17 protein-coding genes are annotated in these 24,728 nt (G+C 73.7%); 8 read left to right on the top strand and 9 right to left on the bottom strand.

Annotated elements, in window-relative coordinates; all coding sequences use genetic code 11:
* The first annotated feature begins 5 nt into the window (after positions 1-5).
* Positions 6-1,028 carry a Gfo/Idh/MocA family protein gene (locus D3P35_RS09510; protein ID WP_118134485.1) on the top strand — a complete coding sequence of 341 codons (1,023 nt, stop codon included), beginning with the start codon at positions 6-8 and terminating at the stop codon, positions 1,026-1,028.
* A complete protein-coding gene (locus tag D3P35_RS26930; protein WP_118134484.1) occupies positions 1,025-2,797 on the top strand; it encodes a hypothetical protein in 1,773 nt (590 codons plus the stop codon). Before D3P35_RS09510 ends, D3P35_RS26930 begins: the two co-directional genes overlap by 4 nt.
* 238 nt (positions 2,798-3,035) lie before the next feature.
* On the opposite strand, the gene D3P35_RS09500 is transcribed toward D3P35_RS26930, so the two are convergent.
* Both D3P35_RS09500 and D3P35_RS09495 read right to left on the bottom strand, forming a co-directional pair.
* Positions 3,036-4,313, bottom strand: coding sequence for a ribulose-bisphosphate carboxylase large subunit family protein (locus tag D3P35_RS09500; protein WP_118134483.1), 1,278 nt, complete (start codon positions 4,311-4,313; stop codon positions 3,036-3,038).
* Positions 4,310-5,710 carry a four-carbon acid sugar kinase family protein gene (locus D3P35_RS09495; RefSeq protein WP_232830445.1) on the bottom strand — a complete coding sequence of 467 codons (1,401 nt, stop codon included), beginning with the start codon at positions 5,708-5,710 and terminating at the stop codon, positions 4,310-4,312. Before D3P35_RS09495 ends, D3P35_RS09500 begins: the two co-directional genes overlap by 4 nt.
* A gap of 71 nt (positions 5,711-5,781) precedes the next feature.
* Between D3P35_RS09495 and D3P35_RS09490 the strand changes: the two genes are divergently transcribed.
* Both D3P35_RS09490 and nanR read left to right on the top strand, forming a co-directional pair.
* Complete coding sequence (locus D3P35_RS09490) at positions 5,782-6,609, top strand: phosphogluconate dehydrogenase C-terminal domain-containing protein (protein ID WP_118134482.1); 828 nt, start codon at positions 5,782-5,784, stop codon at positions 6,607-6,609.
* A 98-nt stretch (positions 6,610-6,707) separates the two neighbouring features.
* The gene (nanR, locus tag D3P35_RS09485; protein WP_118134481.1) at positions 6,708-7,439 is read left to right on the top strand and encodes a transcriptional regulator NanR; all 732 of its coding nucleotides are present in this window, start codon (positions 6,708-6,710) and stop codon (positions 7,437-7,439) included.
* Positions 7,440-7,963: 524 nt separating this feature from the next.
* Here the strand turns inward: nanR and pdxY are convergent.
* The 6 genes from pdxY to D3P35_RS09455 all read right to left on the bottom strand — a co-directional run bounded on the left by pdxY (position 7,964) and on the right by D3P35_RS09455 (position 16,216).
* Positions 7,964-8,803: a pyridoxal kinase gene (gene pdxY / locus D3P35_RS09480; RefSeq protein WP_118134480.1), complete on the bottom strand. Its 840-nt coding sequence runs from the start codon at positions 8,801-8,803 to the stop codon at positions 7,964-7,966.
* Between the two features lie 86 nt (positions 8,804-8,889).
* Positions 8,890-9,327, bottom strand: a complete 438-nt coding sequence (locus D3P35_RS09475; protein ID WP_118134479.1) for an NUDIX hydrolase — start codon at positions 9,325-9,327, stop codon at positions 8,890-8,892.
* Positions 9,328-9,796: 469 nt separating this feature from the next.
* Positions 9,797-12,148: a glycoside hydrolase family 9 protein gene (locus D3P35_RS09470; protein WP_118134478.1), complete on the bottom strand. Its 2,352-nt coding sequence runs from the start codon at positions 12,146-12,148 to the stop codon at positions 9,797-9,799.
* A 599-nt stretch (positions 12,149-12,747) separates the two neighbouring features.
* The gene (locus D3P35_RS09465; RefSeq protein WP_118134477.1) at positions 12,748-14,085 is read right to left on the bottom strand and encodes a cytochrome c; all 1,338 of its coding nucleotides are present in this window, start codon (positions 14,083-14,085) and stop codon (positions 12,748-12,750) included.
* 10 nt (positions 14,086-14,095) lie between these two features.
* Positions 14,096-15,691, bottom strand: a complete 1,596-nt coding sequence (locus D3P35_RS09460) for a GMC family oxidoreductase (RefSeq protein ID WP_118134476.1) — start codon at positions 15,689-15,691, stop codon at positions 14,096-14,098.
* A 33-nt stretch (positions 15,692-15,724) separates the two neighbouring features.
* Entirely contained in the window at positions 15,725-16,216 is a 492-nt protein-coding gene (locus D3P35_RS09455) for a sugar dehydrogenase complex small subunit (RefSeq protein ID WP_118134475.1), read from the bottom strand.
* A 1,002-nt stretch (positions 16,217-17,218) separates the two neighbouring features.
* On the opposite strand from D3P35_RS09455, the gene D3P35_RS09450 reads away from it, so the two are divergent.
* From D3P35_RS09450 to D3P35_RS09440, 3 genes are all read left to right on the top strand, one after another.
* Complete coding sequence (locus tag D3P35_RS09450; RefSeq protein ID WP_198670533.1) at positions 17,219-19,951, top strand: glycoside hydrolase family 9 protein; 2,733 nt, start codon at positions 17,219-17,221, stop codon at positions 19,949-19,951.
* Positions 19,952-20,456: 505 nt separating this feature from the next.
* The gene (locus D3P35_RS09445; protein ID WP_198670532.1) at positions 20,457-20,924 is read left to right on the top strand and encodes a hypothetical protein; all 468 of its coding nucleotides are present in this window, start codon (positions 20,457-20,459) and stop codon (positions 20,922-20,924) included.
* On the top strand, positions 20,921-21,604 hold the full coding sequence (locus D3P35_RS09440) for an HTTM domain-containing protein (protein ID WP_118134473.1): 684 nt from the start codon (positions 20,921-20,923) through the stop codon (positions 21,602-21,604). The genes D3P35_RS09445 and D3P35_RS09440 overlap by 4 nt, the downstream gene beginning before the upstream one ends.
* A gap of 10 nt (positions 21,605-21,614) precedes the next feature.
* Here D3P35_RS09440 and D3P35_RS09435 read toward each other — a convergent pair whose 3' ends face one another.
* Positions 21,615-22,826 (bottom strand): cytochrome P450, encoded by a 1,212-nt coding sequence (locus D3P35_RS09435; RefSeq protein ID WP_157982087.1) that lies wholly within the window; start codon positions 22,824-22,826, stop codon positions 21,615-21,617.
* A 148-nt stretch (positions 22,827-22,974) separates the two neighbouring features.
* Here D3P35_RS09435 and D3P35_RS09430 point away from each other — a divergent pair, with 148 nt between their 5' ends.
* Positions 22,975-24,525 (top strand): alpha/beta hydrolase, encoded by a 1,551-nt coding sequence (locus D3P35_RS09430; protein ID WP_232830444.1) that lies wholly within the window; start codon positions 22,975-22,977, stop codon positions 24,523-24,525.
* Positions 24,526-24,728 lie beyond the last annotated feature (203 nt).

Genomic DNA, 24,728 nt, shown 5'->3' with positions numbered 1-24,728 from the left:
CCGCGATGCTCAAGGGCGCCGTCATCGGCTGCGGGTTCTTCGCGCAGAACCAGCTCCACGCCTGGGCAGACCTGCCCGGTGTCGGGATCACCGCGCTGTGCGACCGCGACCCCGAGCACCTCGCCTTCGCCGCGGCGCGCTTCGGCATCACCCGCACCTACACCGACGCGGCCACCATGCTCGCCGCCGAGCGGCTCGACTTCGTCGACATCGCCACCACCGTCGCCTCGCACCGCGTGCTGGTGGAGGCGGCGGCGGCGGCGGGCGTGCACGTGATCTGCCAGAAGCCCTTCGCCCCCTCCATGGCCGATGCCCGCGCCATGGTCGCGGCCTGCGAGGCGGCCGGCGTCACCCTCATGGTGCACGAGAACTTCCGCTGGCAGGGGGCGGTGCGCAGCGCCATCGACGCGCTGCACGGCGGCGCCATCGGCGCGCCCTTCTTCGGCCGGGTGAGCTTCCGCTCCGGCTTCGACGTGTTCTCCGGCCAGCCCTACCTCGCCACCCAGCCGCGCTTCATCATCGAGGACCTCGGCATCCACATCCTCGACATCGCCCGCGCGCTCTTCGGCGAGGTGACGCACCTCTCCGCCACCACCCGGCGGGTGAACGCGGACATCCGCGGCGAGGACGTGGCCACCATGCTGCTCGCCCATCGCGGCGGGGTCACCTCGGTGGTGGATTGCTCCTACGCCACCCGCCGCAGCCCGGAGACCTTCCCCGAAACCCTGCTGGAGATCGACGGCGAGGCCGGCACCCTGCGGCTCGACGCGGGCTACCGCCTCACCCTCTCCACCCCTCGCGGCGAGGAGAGCCGCTCCGTCGCCCCGCCGCTGTTGCCCTGGGCCGAGCGGCCCTGGCACAACATCCAGGAGAGCGTGCTGCGCATCCAGGCGCATTTCCTCGACTGTCTCGCGATCGGGCGCGCCCCCGAGACCAGCGGCGCCGACAACCTGCGCACCCTCGCGCTGGTGGAGGCCGCATACGCCTCCGCCGCCGGCGCCGGCACGCTCGACCCGGCCGAGCTGTGAGCGCGGCGCGCGCCCTCTGGGGCACCGATGTGCTGCCCGCCACGGCACGGCGCTTCACCCTTGGCGCCCTGAGCTTCACGCTGGAGGAGGGCGCCCTGCGCCACATCCGCCACGGCGGGACGGAGCTCATCCGCTCCGTCTCCTTCCCCGTGCGCGACCGCGACTGGGGCACGCTCGCGCCCGAGATCACCGACCTCGCGGCGGAGGAGGGCCCCGACCGCCTCGTGGTCACCTTCCACGCCCGCTTCCGCACCGGCACCGCCCGGCTCGACGTCACGCTGCGCATCGAGGCCGGGCTGGACCGCCTCACCGTCAGCGCCTCCGGCCGGGCCACGGGCGCTTTCGAGACCAACCGCGCCGGCTTCACCGTGCTCCACCCCATCCTCGGCGTGGCGGGCGCCCCGGTCACCGTCACCCATGGCGACGGGCGGGAGGAGGCGGCGCGCTTCCCGCTGCTCATCGCGCCCTGGCAGCCCTTCAAGGACATCCGCGCGCTCCGCCACGTGGCCGGCGGCCTGCGGGTCACCTGCCTTCTGGAGGGCGACACGTTCGAGATGGAGGACCAGCGGCAATGGGGCGATGCCTCGTTCAAGACCTACAACCGCCCGCTGGCCCTCCCCTGGCCCTACCGGCTGGAGGATGGCGCGCCCCTCGCGCAATCCGTGCATCTGAGCTGGGCGCCCGCGCCCGCCAGCCCCCCAGCCGAGCCGCTGCCCCCCGGCCCCGCGGAGCCGCGCTTCCCCGAAACCGCGCTTGTGATCACAGCCGCCGAGGCCACCCGCGCGGCGGCCGACCCCACCGCCCTGCGCGCCATCGCGCCCCAGCGCCTGCTCTGCCATCTCGACACCGCGGCGGGGCAGGGTGCGGCGGAGCTCGCCGCCTTCGCCGCCCTGCAGCGCGCCTGGGAGGGTGCCTTCGACCTCGAACTCATCGCCCGCTGCCCGCCGGGGGGCGACCTCGGGGCCGAGTTCGCAGGCTACGCCGCCGCCGTGGCCGAGGCCGGCTTCCGCCCCGCCTCGGTGATGGTCTGCCCGTCGGTGGACCGGCAGTCGACGCCGCCGGGCTCGGCCTGGCCGGCCTGCCCGCCCCTCGCCGACATTCACCGCGCCGCCCGGGCCGCCTTCCCGCCGGGCATGGCGATGGGCGGCGGCATGGCGAGCTTCTTTCCCGAGCTGAACCGCAAGCCGCCCCCGGTGGCGCTGCTGGACTTCGCCACCCACGGGCTCTGCCCCATCGTGCACGCGGCCGACGATGTCTCGGTGATGGAGGGGCTCGAAGCGGTGCCCTACATCACCGCCTCGGCGCGCGCGCTGCTCGGCGGCCTGCCCTGCCGGCTCGGCCCCTCCACCATCGCGATGCGCCAGAACCCCTACGGCAGCCGCACCATGCCCAACCCCGGCCGCGCGCGCCTGTGCATGGCCGATGACGACCCGCGGCAGGACGGCGCCTTCGCCGCCGCCTGGACCCTCGGCCTCGCCACCGCCCTCGCGCCCGCCGGCCTCACCGCCTGGACCCCCGCCGCCCTCTACGGCCCGCGCGGCCTGATCCGCGACGACGGCAGCCTGCGCCCGCTGGCCGACCCGATCACCCGGCTTGCCCGCCTCGCCGGCGCACCGGTTCACGGCGGCCGGATAGCCGATGGCCTCGCGCGGCTGGAGCTGGGCGACACGCTGTTCCTCGCCAACCTCACGCCCGAGGCGCAGGAGGCGGAGGGCGAAACCCTCGGCCCCTACGCCTGCCGCGTCACCGAAGGCGCGGAGGTCCGCTGAGCGGCCCCCGGCGCGGGAAGCGGCCGTCACACTTCAACGCAGCGACGGGCCCGAACCCCGGCCCCGTTCACAGTGGACAGACCCGCGCGCCCAAGGCAGGGGGCGGGCACCCCGCCGCGCTTGCGGCACGGGCCTCCGCGAGCCGGCCGGCCCGCCGACGGCCGGGTGAGCAGCCGGACGCTTCCCCCGGAAAGCCGAAGGCCTCCAGAGGCTTGCCAACTGGCAATCCGGGCGCGGCTCAGAACAGCCCGTCGAGGTCCATCTCCGGCCGCCGGAAGGCGCCGAGGGCGTCGCGCAGCTCGGGGGCCTCGGCGGCGCGGGTCCCGATCGGCACGCCGTCGCGCGCCGCTTCCGCCGCCTGGCGCAAGGCGACCACGCCGGCTGCCGGGCCGCCGGGGTGGCTCATGATGCCGCCCCCCGCGCAGAAGATGAAATCGTCGCTGCCCAGGAGCCGCCGCGAGGGGTCGACCTGCCACACGGTCTGGCCCGAGGAGAACACCGGCATCGCCGCATGCGCGGGCCCCGCGCCGTCGCAGGCCGGGGCCTGCAGCGAGCGGGCGGAGCGGGCCACCACCGCGTCGGGCTCGGTGAACTTGCTGCCCAGCCCGTTCACATGCAGGTGGTCGGCGCCCGCCAGCCGCCAGAGCTTCTGCCACACGCCGAAATCGATGCCGACATGCGGCGAGCGCGAGTAGAGCCCCCAGCCCGCCCGGTGGCCATGCACCAGCATCGGCGCGCGGTCGCGCAGCGCGCGCAGGCCGGTGAGCCCCACCGAGCTCACGCAGACCATGGCGCAGAGCGCGCCATGCGCCTCCAGCAGCTCGAGGTTGCGCCACATCTGCTCCACCTCGTCGGTGATGTTGAAGGCGTAGAGCACCCGCTTGCCCGTGCGCTGCGCATGGGCGTCGAGCACCCGGCTCACGGCGGCGACACGCTCGGGCAGGGGGCAGTTCGGGCCGTTGGCCTGCAGCTCGTCATCCTTGATGAAGTCGATGCCCGCGGCGGCGAGCGTGCCGGCAAGCCCGGCGGTCTCCTGCGCGCTGAGCCCGACGCTGGGCTTCACGATGGTGCCGATGAGGGGCCCTTCATGGCCGCCCATCAGCGCCCTTGTGCCGGGCGCGCCGAACTGCGGCCCGGGGTTTGCCGCGCCGAATTCCGCCGGCAGGGTGATGTCGGTGAGGCGCAGGGCCGAGAACTCGGCGAGCTCGAACAGGTTTCCCGCCACGGTGGAGAGCAGGTTGGGCAGCGAGGGCCCGATGCTGGCGAGCGGCCAGCTCACCGTGAGGCGCGCGCGCTCGTAGGCCGCGCCGCTGAGGCGGCAGGGCAGGGCGGGCTCCGCGCTGCTGCCGGTGGGCGAGAGGCTCTCGATGCGCGCGGCGGAGCGCGCGCGCAGCGCGTCGGTCTCGGCGGCGAGGCGCACGAAGGTGCCGGTGGACTGCTCGCCCGCCAGCACCGCGGCGGCGCGCTCCAGGCCCGCGGGCGTCTCGATGTCGTAGGTTGCGGTGATGCGGCTCATCGTGCTCCTCCTCCGTCACGCACCCAGCCGAAATAATCGGGGCTGCCCATCTGGCCGCCCTTCAGCGCCAGTTCCAGCCCGTCGGCCGGCCCGTCGGCATGGGCGCGGAACAGGGCGGCGCCGGGGATGGTGGGGGCCAGCGCCTCGAGCGCGAAGATGCCCAGCTCGGCGGTGGCGAAACCCGACGTGTCGCCGCCCGAGACCACCGCGCGCCGCGCGCCGCTGCGCTCCAGCACCTGCGCCAGCGCCCGGCCGAGGGCGGCGCCCGTGCGGCGGTTCGCCTCCGCCGCGGTGAGCCCGGAGGTGGCGAGGGCGGCGCGGAAGCGGGTGACGGCGGGGTCGTCCGGCCCCTCGGCGGTGTGGATCAGCGGGTCCTGCCCGGCGGCGATGGCTTCGAGGGCCGCGGTGGCCACGCGCTCCACTTCCGCCTCCAGCCCGCCGGTACAGGCGCGGGCGGCGTCGAAGGGGATGCAGGCGAAGCTGTTGCGGCGCGACCAGCCGATCTGCTCCGCCGTGGTGGGCGAGACCGAGCCGGAAACCGTGACCATCGGCCCGCCGCGCCCGATGCCCGGCACCGGGGCAGGCGGGGCGAGCCAGCCCTGCGCCTGCCAGTGGCCCACCAGGGCGTATTCCACGCCCTGCGAGCCGACGACGAAGGGCGCCTGCCCCCGCGCCTCCCAGATCAGCCGGCCGGCGGCGGCCTCGGAGCCCGCGTCCATGCTGTCGAGCGTCACCAGCGCGATGCGGCCGTCCTCGGGTGGTGCGGGCAGGCGGGCGCCGGCGGCGAGTGCTTCGAGCGTGAGGCAGGAGGGCGCCAGCCGGGGCGATTGCAGGGCGATGTGGCGGGCCACGTCGGCCTCGGTCATCGGGGTCACCGGGTGGCGGGCCATCACCGGGTGGCGGTCGAGGCGGAACACCTCCGCCCCCATGCCGGCGAAGAGATGGCCGAAGGCCTGGTAGCGGCGCATCTGCGGCGCGGCCACCAGCACCGGCACCACCCGGGCGCCGGAGAGATCGGCGCCGATTTCGGTCGCCTTGCCGATGGAGCCGATACGGGGCGCGGAATCGAGCGTGGAGCATACCTTGTAGTGCAGGAGCGGCGCGCCGAGAGCGTGCAGGGCGGCGAAGGCCCCGGGCAGGTGTGCCTCCATCCAGGCGGGGTCCTGCGCCCGGGCGGTGGAGGCCACGCCCACGGCGCGCAGGCCGGGGTAGCGCGCCAGCCGCGCCGCGTCAGGCGGCGCGAGGAACAGCAGGGCGGGCAGGCCGGCGAAGGCCAGCACCTCCATCACCGCCGCCGCACCGGTGAAATCATCGCCGTACCAGGCGAGCAGCAGGCCCTCGGGAAGGGTGTCGTCGGGGCTCTCCATGCGGGTCTCGCTCACCTGCTCGCTTGACATAATGACATGCTTAGTAACTTATCATACCAGTTGTCAATCAATGCCAAGCAGAAGCACAGGGGAGAGACGCCGTGACCAGACTGGCCTTATTCGGAGCGGGCGGAAAGATGGGGCTGCGCCTGTCGCGCAACCTCGCGGCCTCGGAATTCGACACCGTGCACGTGGAGGTCTCGGAGGCGGGGCGGGCCCGGCTGCGCGAGGCGCTGGGGCTGGAGTGCGTGACGGCCGAGGAGGCGCTCGCCGGCGCCGATGTGGTGGTGCTCGCGGTGCCCGACACGGCGATCCGCGCCGTGGCCGCCTCGATCATCGACAAGGTGCCCTCGGGGGCGATGGTGGTCTGCCTCGACGCGGCGGGCCCCTTCGCCGGCCACCTGCCGGAGCGGGCGGACGTGAGCTATTTCGTCACCCACCCCTGCCACCCGCCGATCTTCAACGACGAGACCGACATGGCGGCGAAGCGCGACCATTTCGGCGGCATCGCCGCGAAACAGGGCATCGTGAACGCGCTGATGCAGGGCCCGGAGGAGCATTACGCGCTCGGCGAGAAGGTGGGCCGCGCGATCTACGCGCCGGTGGTGCGCTCGCACCGGGTGAGCGTGGAGGGCATGGCGCTGCTGGAGCCGGGCCTGTCGGAGACGGTCTGCGCCTCGCTCCTCGTGGTGATGCGCGAGGCGATGGACGAAGTGGTGGCCCGCGGCGTGGCGCCGGAGGCGGCGCGGGACTTCCTGCTGGGCCACATGAACATCCTCGGCGCGGTGATCTTCGACGAGGTGGAGGGCGTGTTCTCGGACGCCTGCAACAAGGCGATCGAGTTCGGCAAGCCGGTGCTGATGCGCGACGACTGGAAGCGCGTGTTCGAGCCCGAGGAGATCGCCGCCAGCATCGAGCGCATCACCTGAACCGGCGGCCGGGCGGAGGGGGCCCGGCCCGTCATCTCATTCACTTGTGATGCCAGTGCGAGCAGCTATGCTGGCAGGCTCGCAGGCCAGGGAAGCAGATGTCACGCCACTCCACCACCGACCAGCCGGGCACCGACGCGCCCATCATCCGCCAGAAACTCTCGGACCAGGTGTTCGACCGGCTGTGGGCGATGATCCGCTCCGGCGAGCTTGCCCCCGGTGACGTGATGCCCTCCGAGCGCGCGCTGATGGAGCGCTTCGGGGTGGGGCGGCCGGCGGTGCGCGAGGCGCTGCAGTCGATGGCCAACAAGGGGCTGATCTCGATCTCGCACGGCGAGCGCAGCCGGGTGAACAAGCTCACCGCCGTGATCGCCTTCGACCAGGTCGACGACATCGCCAAGCTGCTGCTCTCCACCGAGCCCGCGAACCTCGAGCACCTCAAGCAGCTGCGCAAGCTGCTGGAGGCGGGCTCGGTGCAACTGCTCGCCGGGCGCTGCACCCCGGCCGACATCGCCGCCCTGCGCGCCGCCGTGGCCGACCAGCGCAGCTCGCTGGGCGACGACAAGGCCTTCGTGGAAAAGGACATCGCCTTCCACGTCGCCATCGCCCGGCTCACCGGAAACCCGCTGATCCAGGCGGTGACGCAGGCGATGCTCTCCTGGCTCTTCGAGTATTACACCCCGCTGCTGCACTGGTCGGGCCGCGAGAAGACCACGCTGAGCGAGCACGAGCGCATCGTCGACCATCTCGAGGCCGACGACACCGAGGGCGCCGTGCGCATGATGGGCGACCACCTGGCGCGCTCGGATCCGCTTTACGGGGCGGGGTAGGGGCATCTCGGGCTGCCGGCGGCTCCGGGGGGAATTGCCCCGGTCCGGGCATGGTCCGGGCCCCCTCTGCAGACGGCATCGGCCGGCCCCTTTCAAGGATGACGCGCAACAGGCTCCTCACGCTCGGGGCGAGGCGCTCGTTCGAGCGTGGCGGGGTCGATCTCACCCATGGTCGACCTTGCGTTGCCGGCAGCGAGGCCCGCGCGAAACCATTTCCGGGCCGAGGCGCGGGCGCTGCCCCTTCCCCGGCCCGGATGCCGGCAGTACCGCTTCGACCACCCCGTCGATGCGGGTGAGACCACCGCGACCAGGAGGGACATCCCGCGCTGCCGGAGTGCCCGGCACTTCACCCCGGGCCTGTCGGCAACATCCGCGAGACCCGGGGTTCGCGCCGCGTCGGGGATCGCGCTCCAGGCATCGTTCCCTTCGGCGTCCGGCTCGACCGCCGACGGACAGGCATGGCCGCTGCCGGGGATTGCATCCCCGGATACCGCGTCCGGCAGCGGCGGGTGGGCGGCCGCCACTCACTCGCCCAGCAGCGCCGCGCGAAACCCGGGGTCGCTCAGCACCACCTCGGCGGCGCCGAGGCTGCGGGCGCGCTCCAGCGCGAGTGCCGTGAGGGCCTGGGCCCGGTCCACCGCCGCCCCGAGGCTCGCCCCCCGGCCAAGGCCCGCCACCATCAGCCCGGCATAGAGGTCGCCCGTGCCCGGCAGCGCCACCGGCAGGCGCGGCGTAGGGTGGCGCTCCAGCCCGCCGGGGCCGGCGATCACGCTTTCCAGCAGGCCCGGCCCGGTCTCGGCCAGCACGCAGCCGGTGGCCACCAGCCGCCCGCCGGGGGCGAGGCGCAGCCGGGCCGCCGCCGCGGCGAGCGCCGCGAGGTCGTCCACCGGCGCGCCGGTGAGATGGGCGAGCTCGAACTGGTTCGGCGTCGCGATGTCGGCGAGCGGCAGGAGCCGCTCGCGCATCACCCCGGCGATGGCCTCCGGCACGTAGAGCCCCGGGCCGCTGTCGCCCATCACCGGGTCGCAGATGTAGGTGAGGCCGGGGTTCTCGGCCTTGGCGCGGGCCACGAATTCGGCCGTCAGCCGCGCCACCTCCTCCGAGCCGATATAGCCGCTCAGGATGTAGCGCGCCCGCCCCGGCAGCCCGCGCTCGCGCGCGCCCAGCAGCAGGTCGGCGAAGAAATCCGCCGGCAGGGCACGGCCGCGCAGGGTGGGGTAGTCGGGCGTGTTGGAGAAGATCACCGTGGGGATGGCCGCCACCTCCAGCCCCGCCGCCTGCATCGGGAACAGCGCCGCCGAGTTGCCGACATGGCCATGCACGACCTGGCTCTGGATCGAGATCACGAGGGGCGGTCTGGTCATCCGGGCGCTCCGGCGGCTGGGGGTCTGGGCCGGGCCTCTCCCGGCGTCTCCCGTTTGGCAGGGAATGGCGGCGGGGAAAAGGGGGCTCAGGCGCCGGCGGCGAGCCGCGCCACCCGGGCCACGTCGGCGCTGAGCGCCAGCCCCGGCGCGTCCAGCTCCGCCAGCGGCACCCAGCGCGCCTCCAGCGCATCGTCGGCGGCCAGCGGCTCGCCCGCGCGCCAGCGGCACAGCACCGCCACAAGCACGTAGTGCCAACGCAGCACGCCCGCCGCGTCATGCTCGATCACGTCGAGCGCGGTGAGCACGTGGCGGGCCTCGGCGGCAAGGCCGGTCTCCTCGCCGAGCTCGCGCAGGGCGGCGGCGTGCAGCGTCTCGCCCGCGTCCACCTTGCCGCCGGGAAAGCCCCAGAGCCCGGCATCGGGCGGGTTGGCCCGCCGCACCAGCAGCACCTCAGTGCCGCGCAGCACCACGGCGAGCACCGCCGGAACCGGGCGTTCGGGCGGCGGGGGAGAGGCGGGCGGCATGGCAGGGCTCCTGTGGCAGGGGTGGCCGGCGCACAGTCGCACGCCGCGCGGCGAAGGGAAACGCCCTCTGCGCCCCGCGCCCGTCCCGCGACAGCGGGATCGTTCCCCGAGCGGGGGCTCGATGCCCCCCGAGGGGAAGGTGCCCGCGGTACGGCCGGGTGCCTGCGGCAAGGCCCGGCTTCGCACCGCCTCCGAAGGGTGCGAAGGGCCGCGCCCGACCCTGGGTGGGCGCGAGCCGCGCCTGTGGTCAGCGGTTTATCGTGAAAGCCCCGAACCGGGATTGTGCGGCTGGCGGCATCGCCATCGCGCCCTCCCGGGGGGAGGGTCGGGCGCGGCCCGGGCTGGTCGCCCGGGCGGGGAGGGTCGCTCCGCCGGAGCCACCGCAGGTGCCCCTCGCGGCCCGTGCGCCGCGCGGATGGACGGCGATGGCGGGCCGGTCTGCCGGGGGGCCCGGCGGCCCGGCCGTGGCTCAGATCAGGTCCAGCTCCACCAGCAGGCCGGCCAGCGCTCCGGAGAAGCCGGCGTTGTAATCCGTCGCCACCTCGTTGGCCACGTAGTCGGTGCGGGCATCGGTGTAGGTGCCGTTCACGTCGGGCCCGCCCACCAGCGCGCCGTAGAGCGTGTGCGCGTTCGGCGCCGGGTCGGAGATGTTGGTGGTGCCCGAGGCGGCGCGATGGTGCGGGTTCAGCGGGTAGTCGTCGCCGAAGCCCACGACATAGCTCTGCCCGTCCGGGTTGTCGCCCAGCATGTAGTCGAGCTGGTCGGAGGCGAAGTCGAGCACCGCGTCCACCCGCGCCTGCGCCCCGCCCCGCGCCTCGGTGAGCCCGGCGTATTCGAGCGCGAGGAAGGCGGTGTTGGCGGCGTAGCGGTTCGCCCCCCATGCGTCGAGCCAGGCCAGGCCCTCGTTCGTCTCCGTGCCCGGGGTGCGGGCGAGGCTGTTCATCCAGTGATCGAGGTGCTGGCCGAGATCGGCGTAGTAGCTGCTGCCGCCGGGTTCGCCGGCCAGCAGCGTCGCCGTGCCCATCGACTTGTTGTCCCAGGACAGGCCCCAGCTGGTGCCCGAGGGGCTGTACCAGCCCTGCGCCTTGGCGAGGTACTCCGCGTCGCCGGTGGCGCGGTGCAGCCAGGCCGCGCTCCAGGCCAGCTCGTCCTGGTAGCCGCTCCAGGAATTGTAGTAGCTCGCCGCGTCCGGCACCGCGTTGGTGTAGGTGCCCTGATAGGCCTCGGAGAAGGCGAAGAGCTTCTCCGCCGCGGCCAGCAGCTCGTTGGCATAGCCGGCGCGCCCCGCCTCGCGGAACACGATCGAGGATGCGGCCAGTGCCGCGGCGGTCTCGGCGGTCACCTCGGTGCCGGGGGTCTGCGCCGTCACCGCATAGGCGGGCCGGGCCATGCTCATGTCCTCCGGCGCGCCCCAGTACGCGTGGTCGGTCCCGCCATTGCCCACCTGGGCGTAAAACACGTCGTCGGAGAGGCGGGCGGTGCCCTTGTCGTCGTAGGCGCGCAGGAAATAGTCGGTCACCCATTCGAGATGGGTGAGGATGTCGTCGTAGCTGCCCGAGGCCTTGTAGCCCTCGGCATAGTCGGAGGCGCCCCAGGCAAGCAGCGTGGCGGAGGAGGCCATGGGCAGGCCGAACTTCACGTGGTCGCCCGCGTCGTACCAGCCCCCCGAGAGGTCGCGGCCCACGTCGGCGCCGTCGGTGAGCGCGCTGTCGCCGCGCCAGTCGAGCGGGAAGTCGTCGGGCAGGTCGCCCGAGTACTGCGCGTAGTAGAACTGCATGGAGAGCGAGAGCGCCTCGGCGTAGTCCGCCCCGCCGAAGGGCGTGCCGTCATGCTCCACGGCATCGCCGTCCTCGATGGTGAGCGTGCCCCAGGGCTTGGCGAGGCCGAGATCCCCGGCCGAGAGGATCTTCACCTTCAGCGTCTCCGCCGGCTCGGCCACCGCGTCATCCACCAGGTTGATGCGGATGAAGCCCTCGGTCTGCCCGGCCTTGATTGTGAGGCTGCGCGTGGTGTGGCCCATGGAATGGTCATCGTCATCGGCGGTGCCGCGGCTGGTGACCTTCCAGCGCACCACCACGTCCTCCTCCGCCGGGCCGGAGAGCACGACGCGCATGCGCGCCGTGCCATCCTCCTCCAGCGCGGTGGTGTTGACGAGCTTCACCGAGGGCAGGTCGTCGTCGATGATGCGCAGGGGGGCCTTTTCGCGGCCGATATCGGCGCCCTCGGCCTCCACCAGCTTCACCCAGAGCCGCTCGTCGCCCTCCTTCAGGTTGTCGTCCACGAGGGGGATGGTGATCCAGGCCTCGGTCTCGCCGGCGCGGAAGGTGACCAGGCGGGTGCCGGGGCGGCCGTGGTCGGCGTCGTCCGCCGTGCCGCGGCCGAAGGCCCATTTCACCGTCACGTCATGGTCGGCCGCCTCGGAGAGGGTGAGGCGCATGCGTGCCTCGCCCGCGTCCTCGAAGGCCTTGGCGCGGGCGATGCTCACCTCCGGCAGCGCCTCGGGCGGCGGCGTGTCGTCCCAGGGGGTGCCATTCACGCTCACCACGTCGAAACCGGCCTGCGGCCCCTCGGACTGGAAGCCGAACTCCACCGTCTCGCCGCGGCCGAGCACGGCGTTCCAGCTCTCGGAGGAGATGGTGTAGCGGGTGCCGCTGTGCGCGGTGACCCGGGCGTTCCAGATATCGGAAATCGTGGCGCTGGTCTCGATCACGAAGGACCAGCTCTCCAGGGGTTCCAGCGCGGTGAAGGCGCCATAGGCCACGAAGCCGGAGGACCAGCTGTCGATACGCCCGAAGCTCAGCGATGCGGTGCTTGCGGCCATGGTTCAGCCCTCCTGGCCGGTGGGGGCGGAAGCGCCGGCGCGGGTGGCCGGGCGGGCCGCGTGGCGGCCGGAATACGAAGTCATCGAGGCAATCCCCTGTCGCGCGGGCGCGTCACATGTTCTGATCAATGGTGGCTCTGGTACGGTTTATGCCGGAAATGCGGCGATTTACGGGTGCTGGTCCGCCCTCAATGCGGCGGGTCATGGTCTGAAATGATCGATATTGTGCACTGCCGAAATTGCGCAAGCGGGACGGAACTGTCAATGCACGACCGGGCACGACGGGGCCGGAACCCCCCCCCCGACGGCGAAAATCCACCCCGCTGCACGCCTCGCGCGCAGCGGGGGACTGCCGGTTCAGTCGGAAGGAGAATTCGGCCTCGCCCCGAAGGGGCGGAAGCTTCGCACGCCCCGAAGGGGCGGAACTACCGACACCCCGAAGCGGCGGAACCAGCGCCCCCCCGAAGGGGCGGAACCGCCGATTCCCCGGAGGGGCGGACGCATCGCACGCCCCGGAGGGCCGGACCCGTCGGCACGCCCGGGGGGGGCTGCCCCGCCGGCCCCCCCGGAAGGGCAGCCGGCGGTCCGGGGCCCGGGCGTCAGGCCCGACGCCTGCCGCGGCGCAGCAGCCAGAAGGCCAGCCCGAGCAGGACGAGCAGGATCACCGCCCCGGCCACCGCCACCCCGGTGCGCGCCAGGCCGATCAGCGGCGAGGGCGCGCCGCCGGCCCGCAGCTCGGCCACCCGCGCGGCATCGAGCTGCACGCCCGCATCGCCGAAACCGGCGAACAGCCAGTTGGTGAGCGTCGCGATCTCGGCATCGTCCATCACCCCGGCGAAGGCGGGCATGCTCTGCCCGTGCTCCGGCCAGACCCCGTCGAGCATCGCCATCGCCGCGTTGTCGGCAGTGGGGTGCAGCAGGGCGGCGTTGTGCAGCAGGGGCGGCAGGCCGTTGCCGCCGGCGCCGGTGGGCTGGTGGCAGGTGGCGCAATGGTCGGCGTAGAGCTGCGCGCCCTCGGGCGCGGTGCCGGCCATCAGCGCGAGGTCGGCCGAGGCGGGGGCGGCCTGCGCGACCCGTCCCGGCGCCGCGCCCTCGGAGACCGGGGGCACGTCGCGCAGCCAGGTCACCAGCGCGTCCATGTCGCCGGGCGTGAGCTTGCCCAGGCTCTTGTCGATCGCCTCGAGCATCGGGCCCGCGGCCTGCGCGCCCTCCCCGGAATGGCCGGTGGCGAGGTAGCGTTTGAGCGCCTCCGCGCTCCAGCCGCCGATGCCGGCCACGGGGTCGGAGGTGATGTTGGGCGCGTACCAGGTGCCCAGCGAGGCGCCGGCCAGCGCCCGTGTGCCATCCTCGGCCATCAGCGCGTTGCGCGGCGTGTGGCAGGTGGAGCAATGCGCCAGCGCCCGGGCGATGTAGGCGCCGCGGTTCCAGGCCGCGTCATGGCCCGGGTCCGGGGTGAAGCGGTCATCGTCGAGGAACAGCAGGTTCCAGCCCGTCATCGAGGCGCGCACCGAGAAGGGGAAGGGCAGCTCGGTGGGGGGCGGGCTGTCCTCCACCGGGTCCACGGCCTCCTGCAGGTAGGCGTAGAGGGCGGCCACGTCCTCGTCGGTCATCGCGGCGTAGGAGGGGTAGGGCATGGCGGGATAGAGGTTCGCCCCGTCGGCCCGCACCCCCTCGCGCAGGGCGCGGGAGAACTGCTCGAGGCTGTAGCCGCCGATGCCATGCGCCTGCGAGGGCGTGATGTTGGTCGAGACGATCTCGCCCAGCGGCGTGCCGATCGGCAGGCCGCCGGCGAAGGGCTGGCCCCCCGGCGCGGTGTGGCAGGCGCCGCAATCCGCGGCGGTGGCGAGGTAGCGGCCGCGCGCCACCTGCGCGCTCTCCTGCGCGAGGGCGGGGGCGGCGGCGAGCAGCAGGGCGGCGAGGCTGAGGAGCGGTTTCATCGGCGCCCCCTCACACGCGACCGAGGATCGCGTCGGCGCTGCGCAGCGCCAGGGCGACCCCGGTGAGGGTGGAGTTGCAGGTGGCCACGGTGGGCATCACGCCGGTGCTCGCCATGTAGAGGTTCTCGTGGTCATGCGCGCGGCCCACGGCATCGGTCACGCTGTCGGCGGGGTCGGCGCCCATGGAGAGCGTGCCGGTGATGTGCTGGTTGTTGGAGTATTTCCCCTCGGGGCTGTGGCGGATGTCGGTGCCGCCCATCAGCTCGGCGATGCGCTCGAACGCCGTGCGCGAGGCGGCCATGCCGCGGTGCACGTAATCGTCGAAGGAGTAGGAGAACAGCGGCTTGGGCAGGCCGAGCGCGTCCTTCTCATCGGCCAGCATCACCCGGTTGTCCGGGTCGGGGAGCTGCTCGAGCACGTTCTTCACCGAGATCTCGCGCGCGGTGCGGGCGCGCAGCTCGCGCTCCAGCGCAGCACCGAAATAACCCGCCTTGATCAGATCCTCGGTGATGGAGGTCACGCGCGAGCTGTTGGAGAAATCGATGCGGAAGGGCGCATGCTCGGAGCGGAAATCGCCGTCGCGCAGCTTCTGGATCGAGGCGGGGCTCTGCGGCCCGCGGCCCGGCCAGACATCCTCGTCGACGTTGAAGGTGATCGAGCTCGACGGGTGGTCCATCAGGTTGCGCCCCAGGGTGCCGGAGGAGTTGGCGAGCCCGTCGGGGAAGCGGTCGGAGGCCGACAGGAACAGCAGCCGGGGGATCTCGATCGCGTTCGCGGCCAGGATGAAGGTCTCGGCCGTGACCCGGTGCGAGACCTTGTCCCAGTCGTAGTAGTTCACCGCGGTGATGCGGCCGCTCTCGTCATGCTCGAGCTTGTAGGCCACCGCCTGGGGGATGAGCGTGACCCCCGCGGCCTCGGCCGCGTCGGCGGCGAGCCCGCCGTGGTACTGCGCGTCGATCGGGCAGATCGGCATGCAGTTGTTGTTGCCGCAGCAGGCCGGGCGGCCGTCATAGGCGCGGCTGTTGCGCGCGGTGGTGTTGGTGATCACCTCGAACTCGGGCGCGAGGCGGGTCATCAGCCGCTGCTCGAGATAGGAAGGCGCCACCGGCTCCATCGGGAAGGGCTTCGCGCGGGGCGAGCCGTTGTTCACCGGGCCCGAGACACCCATCAGCACCTCGGCCTCGTGGTAGTAGGGCTCGAGATCGTCGTATGAGATCGGCCAGTCGCGCCCCACGCCGTAGAGGCTGCGGATGCGGAAATCGTTGGGCAGGTAGCGCCAGGCCTGCGCCGCCCAGTGCCAGGTGGTGCCGCCCACCACGCGCAGGTATTCCGGCTTGTAGGGGTAGGGGCCCTGCTGGAGCAGGTAGCCGTTGTCCTCGGGATGGTAGTCCGGGTGCGGGGCGAGGGAGGAATAGGGGTAGGGGGCGATGAGGTCGCCCTTGCGCGGCGAGGTGCGGAAGGCGCGCACGATGTCGTCGCGCCGGATGCGGGGGCCGGCCTCGAGCATCAGCACCGAGGCGCCCTCGCGGGCGAGCTTGCGGGCGGCGAGCGATCCGCAGATGCCGGATCCGACGACGACGACATCCGCCGACAGGGTATCAGCCATGGCTTGGCTCCGATCTTGCGTGGGGGGAGGGGCTCAGAGCGGCTTCGCGCTCCACGAGCCGTAGGCGCCGTAGGCGTAGCTGCGCGGGCGCAGAACGTCGGCCACCACCGCGTGGGACAGCGCGTCCGCGTAGGCCACGCAGACCGCGTCGTCGCCGCTGCCGGCCACGCCGAGGTACCAGCCGGTGAGGATGTCGCGGGCCAGCGCCGCGGCCTCGTCCTCGGCGTCGGCGAGGCGGGCGCGCAGGGCGGCGTCATCCGCGGTGTCGAGAACCGCGCGCAGCCCGGCGAGACGGTCCGCGAAGCCCGCGTCGATGCCCCGGAAGGCATTGTCGAGGGCGGCGAGGTAGGCGGGGTTGAGGTCGTCCCGCCCGGTGAGGCGGCGCGAGACGGCGGCGAGGTCGGTGTCGCCAGACGCGGCGGCGGGGAAGGCGCCGAAGGGCAGCAGGGCGCTGCCGGCCAGCGCGGCGAGCCCTTGCATCAGGCGGCGCCTGTGCGGGCTGAATTCCACTGGGATATCGTTCATCGATACGTACCTGGTGAGCCTCCGCGAGCCGCGAAGCCGGGTCGGCCGGCTTGCGGAGGAGGTCTTGGGGAGCATGGAGCAGAAGCGCGACCGCCCCTGCATGTCGCTGCATATCGGCGTTATCCGGGCATTGGCCAGCCGCTGGCTTGCATGGATGCCGCACCGCGACATGGCCCGGAGACCCGCGCCGCACCGCCGCGTCGCGCCCCGCGCGCTGCCCCGCCGGAGAGGGATTCGGCAATGCATGTTGGGTTTGCGCGCGCCGGAACACTGGTTGCGCCAGCGCAAGCAATGCGCCGTCGTGGAGCCTTGCTCGCGGCTATAAATGCGCTGTTTTGTCGCACGCTCTGGGAGGGTCCACGGGCCCTGAGCCGGCGGATCCGGAGGACGCAGGCGCAAGAAGCACGCGCTGCCGAGTCGTCATACCTCCATGTGTATCCCACAGTCTCAATTACGGAAAATTCCGAACAGACCCGCCCGGAGCGGCACGGCGGCCCCGGGGCGCGGCGCCGCAATGCCCTGCGATGGCGCGACAATTCACCGCCGCCGGGGCGATCGGCCTGCCGGGCAGCCCGCAGCGCGAGCCATGCCGCCGGAAACCCGGCGGCGCTCCCCCGCGGGACACCGATTCCGCCCCCCGCCGCGCCGGGCTGCCGCGGAGGGGCCCGGGGCGGCGGCCGTCCCGCACTGGTTGTGCACTGCAACAGAGATCGCGGCTCAGGTGCGTGACATACCGGCGCATGCAGGGCGCGCAGCACCGGTTGCGGGCGGGCGGGCCGACCGTCGGCCTTTCACTCAAGTTCTCGGGAAACTTTAATAAAATTTGTCTCAATTGCCTGGCAACGCTTCCGGCGCGGTCCTGCCCGTCCCACCACCGCGGGCCCGCGCCCCGGCTGACAGGCGCCCCCCGCCTGCCGTAGGGTCTTGCCCGGGCCGCGCGGCTTTTCCGGCGCGGCTCCGGCCGGGAATTTCGACCGGCAGGACAGCAAAGAGGCAGTCGCATTGGCCGAGATTTCCTTTTCCGGCGGGCCCTCCGCCCCCGGCGCCGTGCATTTCGACAGGGTGGAGACCTGGGCCTCCGGCCTCGTGGCGCACGGCCGGCTCGAGGCGCTGCGCGGCCTCGACCACTGGACCATCGTGCTGGCGATGGAGGCGGAGATCACCAGCATCTGGGGCGCGCGCATCGTGTCGCGCAGCGGCGGCCTCTACACCCTGGCGGACGAGGGCTGGAACGGCACGCTGCGCCGGTCGGAGACGGCCGCTTTCGGCTTCCAGGCCGAGGGCCCGCGGCAGGAGTTCGGCGTGATCGGGGTGAACGGCGTCGCGGTGGGTGTTGCGCCGGACCTGCCGGTCGTGAGCCTGGTCGACGGCAGCGTGACCGAGGGCGAGGGCCCCGGCGCGCTCGGCCTGCGCCTGTCCCACGCCGCCCCCGACGACGTGACCGTGCTCTGGGAGTTCGCCGGCGGCACGGCGGGCGCGCAGGACCGGGCGGCCGCGGGGCCGCGCAGCGTCGTCATCCCCGCCGGGCAGACCACCGCCGCGCTGCCGCTGCGGGTGATCGACGATGCGGAGCGCGAGGGCACCGAGCGGGCCTGGGTGCGGCTCACCTCCGCCAGCGGAGCCGAGATCGGGCGCGGGCTCGGTGCGCTCACCATAGTCGACGACGACGTGCCGGGCCTGCGCCTCGCCCCCGCCCGCGCCGCGGAGGAGGACGGGCTCGCCCGCATGCGCGTGCTGCTCAGCGAGCCCGCCGCGGGCCCCGTGACGGTGGACTGGGCCGTGGTGCCCGGCGGCACCGCCACCCCGGCGACCGACCTCGCAGGCCCGTTGCGCGGCACGCTGAGCTTCGCCCCCGGCCAGCGCCAGGCGGTCATCGGGCTCACGCTGCGCGACGATGCCCGTCCCGAGCCGGACGAGACCGTGCACCTGCGCCTCTCCTCCGCCAGGGGGGCGGCCATCGTCGGGCCGGAGGCCGTGCTCACCCTCACCGACGCCGACCGGCCGCCCCCCGCGCCGCCCCTGCCCGAGGTGGCGCTCGCGGTCACCACGCGCTGGCAGGGCGGCTTCGGCGGCGAGATCACCGTCACCAACGACACCGGCGCGCGGCTCGAGGCCTGGCGCGTCACCTTCGAGGACCCCGATTTCGTCATCGACACGGCCTGGGGCGCGGTGGCGCGCACCGAGGCCGACGGCGCGCAGACCCTCGTCGGCCGGGACTGGGCGCAGGCGCTCGACGCGGGGGAGAGCGTGACGCTGGGTTTCGTGGCCCGCGGCACGGCCCCGGCCCGGCCGTATTTCGACATCCACGTTCCCGGCGCCTCCGGCCCGGGCCCGAACCCGCATCCGGACCCCGGCCCCGACACCGGCCGCCCGCCCCGCGACGCCTCGCCGTTCGAGGCGGAGGATTACGCGCAGGCGCTCTCGCTCTCGATGAAGTTCTACTACGCCCAGTACTCCGGCGACCTGCCCGGGGGTTTCCCCCTCGCCTGGCGCGGCGACAGCGCGCTGTCGGACGGCGCCGACGCGGGCCGCGACCTCACGGGCGGCTGGTACGACGCGGGCGACCATGTGAAGTTCGGCCTGCCCATGGCCTCCTCCGCCACGCTGCTGGCCTGGGGGGCGGCGGATTTCACCGAAGGCTACCGTGCCGCCGGCGCCTGGCACGACGTGCTTGCCCATCTCGAGTGGGTCACCGACTATTTCCTGCGCGCCTACGACGACAAGGGCACCGCCCGCCTCTCCGACGACGTGTTCTGGGCCCAGGTGGGCGATGGCGGGGCCGACCACGCGTACTGGGGCGCACCCGAGGACATGACCATGGCCCGGCCCGCCTACGCGGTGACGGCGCAGACCCCCGGCACCGAGGTGACGGCCGAGACCGCCGCGGCGCTCGCCGCGAGTTCGATCGTGTTCCGCGAGGCGGGGCGCGCCGCCCATGCCGACGAGCTGCTGGCCGCGGCGCGGAAGCTGTTCGCCTTCTCCGAGGCCTACCAGGGCACCTACACCGATGCCGTGCCCGCGGCCGCCTATTACAATTCCTGGAGCGGCTACCGCGACGAGCTGGCCTGGAGCGCGGCCTGGCTGCACGAGGCCACCGGCGAGGCGCAGTACCTCGCCAGGGCCCGTGACTGGTACAGCCCCTCGGGCACCGACTGGGCGCTGTCCTGGGACGACAAGTCGATGGGCACCGCGGCGCTGCTCGCCGGGCAGACCGGCGCCGCGCGCTACCACGAGGATCTCGGCCGGCACATCGACCACTGGATGGACGGAGTGTCCCGCACGCCGGGAACCGGCACCAACGAGGGCCTCGCCTGGCTGGAGCAATGGGGCCCCAACCGCTACGCGGCCAACACCGCCTTCCTCGCCCTGCAATATGCCGGGATCACCGAGGCGCGGGGCGGCGAGGCCGGCCGGGTGGCCGCGGTGGTGGATTTCGCCGCCGACCAGCTCGACTACATGCTCGGCGACAATCCCGGCGGGCAGAGCTACCTGGTGGGCTTCGGCGAGGACTACCCGCGCAACCCCCATCACCGCGGCGCCTCCGGCACCACCGACATCGACGACCCCGCGCCCAATGCCCACCGGCTCACCGGGGCGCTGGTCGGCGGGCCGGACGCGAATGGCCGCTACACCGACACGCGCACCGATTACATCGCCAACGAGGTGGCGACCGACTACAACGCCGGCTTCTCCGGCGCGCTGGCCGGCCTGCTCGTGGATCTCGACCTGATCTGAGCCATGGCCGCGACGCCCGTGGACCGGGGCCGCCATGCGGCCGTACCGCCGTCCATCCGCGCGGCGCACGGACCGGGGGGCAGCTGCGGTGGCGCCGAGGGCCCGACCCTCCCCCTTTCGCCCGGGCGCCCGGCCCGGGCCGGGCCCGACCCTCCCCCCGGGAGAGCGCGATGGCGATGCCGCGCGCCGCCCGGCCCGCGCCCGGGGCTTTCACGCCAAACCGCCGACAACGGGCGGTGGGGCGCCCCCGGGGCCGGAAACCGCCGACCACGGGCGGCGTCGCGCGCCCCCGGGGCCGGGCGCGGCCCGTCCTGCCCGGCCGGGGGTACCCGGACACCGGGAGGGGGGGCGGCCTTCCTCGCCATCGGCGGGGGAGCCCACCGGCGCGCGGACATCCGGGGCGCCCGCGCCCCTGCCCGGCGGAGGCTTCGCGGCGGGAGCCGCACACGTTTCGGTAACCTCGATCGGTATCCTGTACCGGGGGGCAGGGCATGGAGTCGACGCGATGCTGCACGTGCTCGGGCTGCTGGCGCCCGCCCTGATGCCTTCCTGGCGCTTCTTCCGCGAGGTGGCCCCTTCGCCGCGCATCGAGTATGCACTGGTCTCCGGCCCGGCGGAGATGCCGGCGCGCTGGACCGAGGCGCGGCCGCGCCCGGCCCGGCTCCGGCCCCTCGCCATGCTGGGCCGGCTGTTCTGGAACCCCGGCTGGAACGAGACGCTCTTCCTCGTGAGCTGCGCCGAGCGCATGGCCGAGCGCCCCACGGCGCACAGCACCGAGGAGATCCGCAAGCGGCTGGCGCGCGGGCTGGCGGAGGGGGAGGGCGTCACGGAGGGGCTGCTGCGCTTCCGGCTGGTCTTCGTCGAACACCGGGGCGGGCGGCTGCGGCGCCACGTGATCCATGTGTCCGGGCCCCTGCCGCTTGAACCCCGGCCTCTCGACCCCCGGCCCTTTGCCCCCCGGCCGCGGCGATGAGCTTCGAGACCGCCCTGCGCCTCACCGAGGTGATGATGGCGCTGTGCTTCCTGCAGCAGAGCGCCGAGCACCTGGCGGGCTATCGCGACGAGCGGCGGCTCTTCGCCCTGCGCGGGCTGCTCTGCCTGCCGCTGCTGGCGGGGGTGGCCACCGGCTGGGCGCTGGCCGGGCTCACCGTGGTGGCGCTCTGCGCCCTGCACCGGTTCCAGGGCCCCTACAACGGCGGCAGCGACCGGATGAGCCTGCTCATCCTGTGCTGCCTCGACCTCGCGCATCTCGGCGCCGGCACCGCGCTGGCCGAGACCGCGCTCGCCTATCTCGCGGTGCAGCTCACCCTCTCCTACGTGGTCTCGGGCCAGGTGAAGCTGGCGAACCCGGACTGGCGGCGCGGCCGGGCGCTGGTGGAGGTGTTCCGCTTCTCGGCCTACCCGGTGTCGGAGAGCCTGCGCGGCTGGGCGGGCCGTCCGCGCCTGCTCTTCGCCATGTCCTGGGGGGTGATGCTGTTCGAGGTCGGCTTCCCGCTGTCCCTGCTCCACCCCGTGGCGCTCGCGATCGGGCTGGCGCTGGCCGCGTCCTTCCACCTCGCGAACGCCTGCCTGTTCGGGCTCAACCGCTTCTTCTGGATCTGGCTCGCGGCCTGGCCGGCGCTGTTCTGGTTCCAGGCGCGGCTGTTCGGCTGAGCGCGCGGGGTCAGCGGATGCGCACGGTCATCGGCGTGATCTCGCGGATGCCGCCGAAGCCGCGCATCCGCGGCGCGGTCTCCGTCACCATCCCCGGCGCGCCTTCGAGCAGTGCCGCCAGGCTCTCCTCCATCTCGATGCGCGCCAGCATTTCGCCGATGCAGCGGTGCGGGCCGGTGCCGAAGACCGGGTGCAGCCGCGCATGGTCGGGGCGGCGGATGTCGAAGCGCTCGGGCTCGGCGAAGAGCGCGGGGTCGCGCAGGGCCGAGAGCGTGCTCACCCGCAGCACCACCCCGGCCGGCAGACGGTGGCCGCCCACCTCCAGCTCCGCGGTGGTGACCCGCGCCACGGAGCCCACCGGCGGGTCGTAGCGCAGGCCCTCGGAAACCGCGCCGGGGATCAGCTCCGGCGCGGCCCGCAGCGCCGCCCAGTCGTCCGGGCGCGCCAGCAACAGCGCCACGAGCATCGCGAACCCCGCCCGCGTGGTGTCCACCCCGCCCACCACGAGCCCCATCACCTGGTGCACCAGGCTCGCGAAGGAGATCTCGCCGCGCGCCTGCCACTCGGTCGCCGCGGCGCTCAGCATGTCCTCGCGCGGGGCGGCGAGGCGGGCGCTCAGCTTGTGCTCGATGTAGTGGAACATGTCCGCCACGGCTTCCTCGATCCGGGCGTGGCGCCCCAGCGGGTAGAGCGGCGAGACGGCCCGCGCCATCTCCCGCGCGCGGGCGGCGAAATAGGGCACCTCGCTCTCCGGCAGGCCGAGGATGTCGGCGATCATCTCCGCCGGCAGCCGCCCGGACACCTGCGCGATGAAGTCGAAGCTCTCGCCCCGGGGCAGCCCGGCGACGATGGCCTCCGCCCGGGCGCGGATGCGCGGCCGCGCGGCGCGCATCGCCGAATGGGCGAAGCCGCGCGCGAAGAGGCCGCGGCGCGCCCGGTGCGCGGCGCCCTCGCGGAACAGCAGGAAGTCCGCGAGGAAGCGCGCCACCGCCCCCTCCGGCACCCGGGTGAGGCGCAGGTACGCCTCGCCGTCGATCTGGGCCGTGCGGGGGTCGGTGAGCAGGGGCAGCACGTGCTCGGCCCGCAGGGCCATGTACTGCGCCTCGCCCAGCCGGATCAGCGCATGCCCGGCGCGCAGCGCGCCGAGCGTGGCATGCGCGTCCTCCACCAGCGATCCGGGGTCCACGAGGAGGGGGGCGGGCGCGAGTGTCTCATGGGTCAAGGTCGGTCTCTCCGGTCGGCGGTGCTGTGAGGCAGGGCGGGCCCTGGTGCAGGCGCAGGGCTGGAGGGCCGGCGTTGTGCCGGGCGTTGTGCTCACCATGGTAATGACGCAGACTGGGCGTTGTATTTTCGCACCCCGGAGCCGCCCCTTGCCGTCAGACCTCGAGATCTCGCTGCTGGGCGAGCTTCGCGTGCGGCAGCACGGGGCGGAGATGCCGCTGCCGGCCTCGCGCAAGGCGCGCGCGCTGCTGGCCTTTCTGGTGGCCACCGGGCGGCCGCACCGGCGCGAGCGGCTCTGCGAGGTGTTCTGGGACCTGCCGGACGACCCCAAGGCGGCGCTCAGATGGGCGCTCACCAAGCTGCGCAAGGTGGTCGACACGCCGGGGCAGCCGCGCATCCTGGCCGACCGCGAGCGGGTGTGCTTCGACCCCGCCGGGGCGCAGACCGATCTCACCGCCCTCCACGCGAGGCTGCGCGACGCCTCCGCCCCGCCGGGGCCGGAGGAACTCGAGCACATGGCCCGCGCCCTCGGGCAGGTGCTGCTCGACGGGCTGGACGGCGCCGGGGGCGAGGCCTTCGAGGCCTGGCTGGTCTCGGAGCGCGAGGATGCGCGCATGGCCCATGCCGAGGTGCTGCGCCGCCTGGCCACCCACCCCGCCACCCCGCCCATGCAGGCCCGCAAGTGGACCCGGCTGTGGCAGCAGGCCGATCCCGACGCGCCCCTGCCCGAAGATCCGGCCTGCCCGGGCGGGGACGGGCGCACCGGCCTGGCACCCGCGCCCGCCCGGCCGCCCCTCGCGCCGGCGGCGGACGATCCCGGGCCGGCCCCGGCCCGCCGCCGGGCGGTGGCGCTGCGCGCGCAGCGCATCGGCTTCTGCCGGGTGCGCGACGGCACGCAGATCGCCTATGCCACGCTGGGCGAGGGCCCGCCGCTGCTGAAGGCGGCCAACTGGCTCACCCATCTCGAGTTCGACTGGAACAGCCCGATCTGGGGGCGCAGCTTCGCCGAGATCGCCCGCAGCCGCACCTTCATCCGCTACGACGAGCGCGGCTGCGGCCTGTCGGACTGGGAGGTGGAGGACCTGGGCTTCGACGCCTTCGTGGAGGATCTCGAGGCAGTGGCCGACCGGCTGGGGCTGGAGCGCTTCCCGCTGCTGGGCATCTCGCAGGGCTGCGCGGTGTCGATCGAATACGCGGTGCGCCACCCCGAGCGCGTGTCCGGCCTGATCCTCATCGGCGGCTATGCCGCGGGCTGGCGCCATCTCGCCACGCCCGAGGAACAGGCGAGGCGCGAGGCGGTGCTCACCCTCACCGAGCTCGGCTGGGGCACCGACAACCCCGCCTACCGGCACATCTTCTCGCGCACCTTCATGCCCGGCGCGCGCGAGGCCGACCTCGAGTGGTTCGACGCCTTCCAGCGCCAGACCACCTCGCCGCGCAACGCCGCCCGCTTCCAGGACGCCTTCGGCCATATCGACGTGCGTGACCGCCTCGCATCGGTGCGCGCGCCCACGCTGGTGCTGCACTCGCGCGACGACCAGCGCATCCCGGTGCAGATGGGCCGCGACATCGCCGCGACCATCCCGGGCGCACGCTTCGTCGAGCTCGACAGCCCCAACCATGTCCTGGTGGAGCACGAACCGGCCTGGAGCGTCTGCGTGGCGGCGATCGACCGCTTCCTCGACGAGGCCGGCATCTGAACGGCACGGGCGCGGGAGGCCCGGGGGGCGCGTGCGCAATCCCGGCACGCTTGCATGCCGCCCGGTCGCCCGCCCCGGCGCACGGCCGCATCCCGGCCCTGCGCGCCGCCGGCGGCCGCTTCGCCCGGCCGCGCGCAGGGCGAAACAGGGCGAGGCGGGGCCGGGCCCGGAGACCGGCCGCGTTCCGGCGCGGGGACCGGCCG

This window comes from Oceanicella sp. SM1341 (genome assembly GCF_003448965.1).
In the GTDB taxonomy this organism is placed as follows: domain Bacteria; phylum Pseudomonadota; class Alphaproteobacteria; order Rhodobacterales; family Rhodobacteraceae; genus Paroceanicella.
Note: the sequence above shows the minus strand (reverse complement) of the source record. Positions and strands in the feature narration are given on the sequence as shown.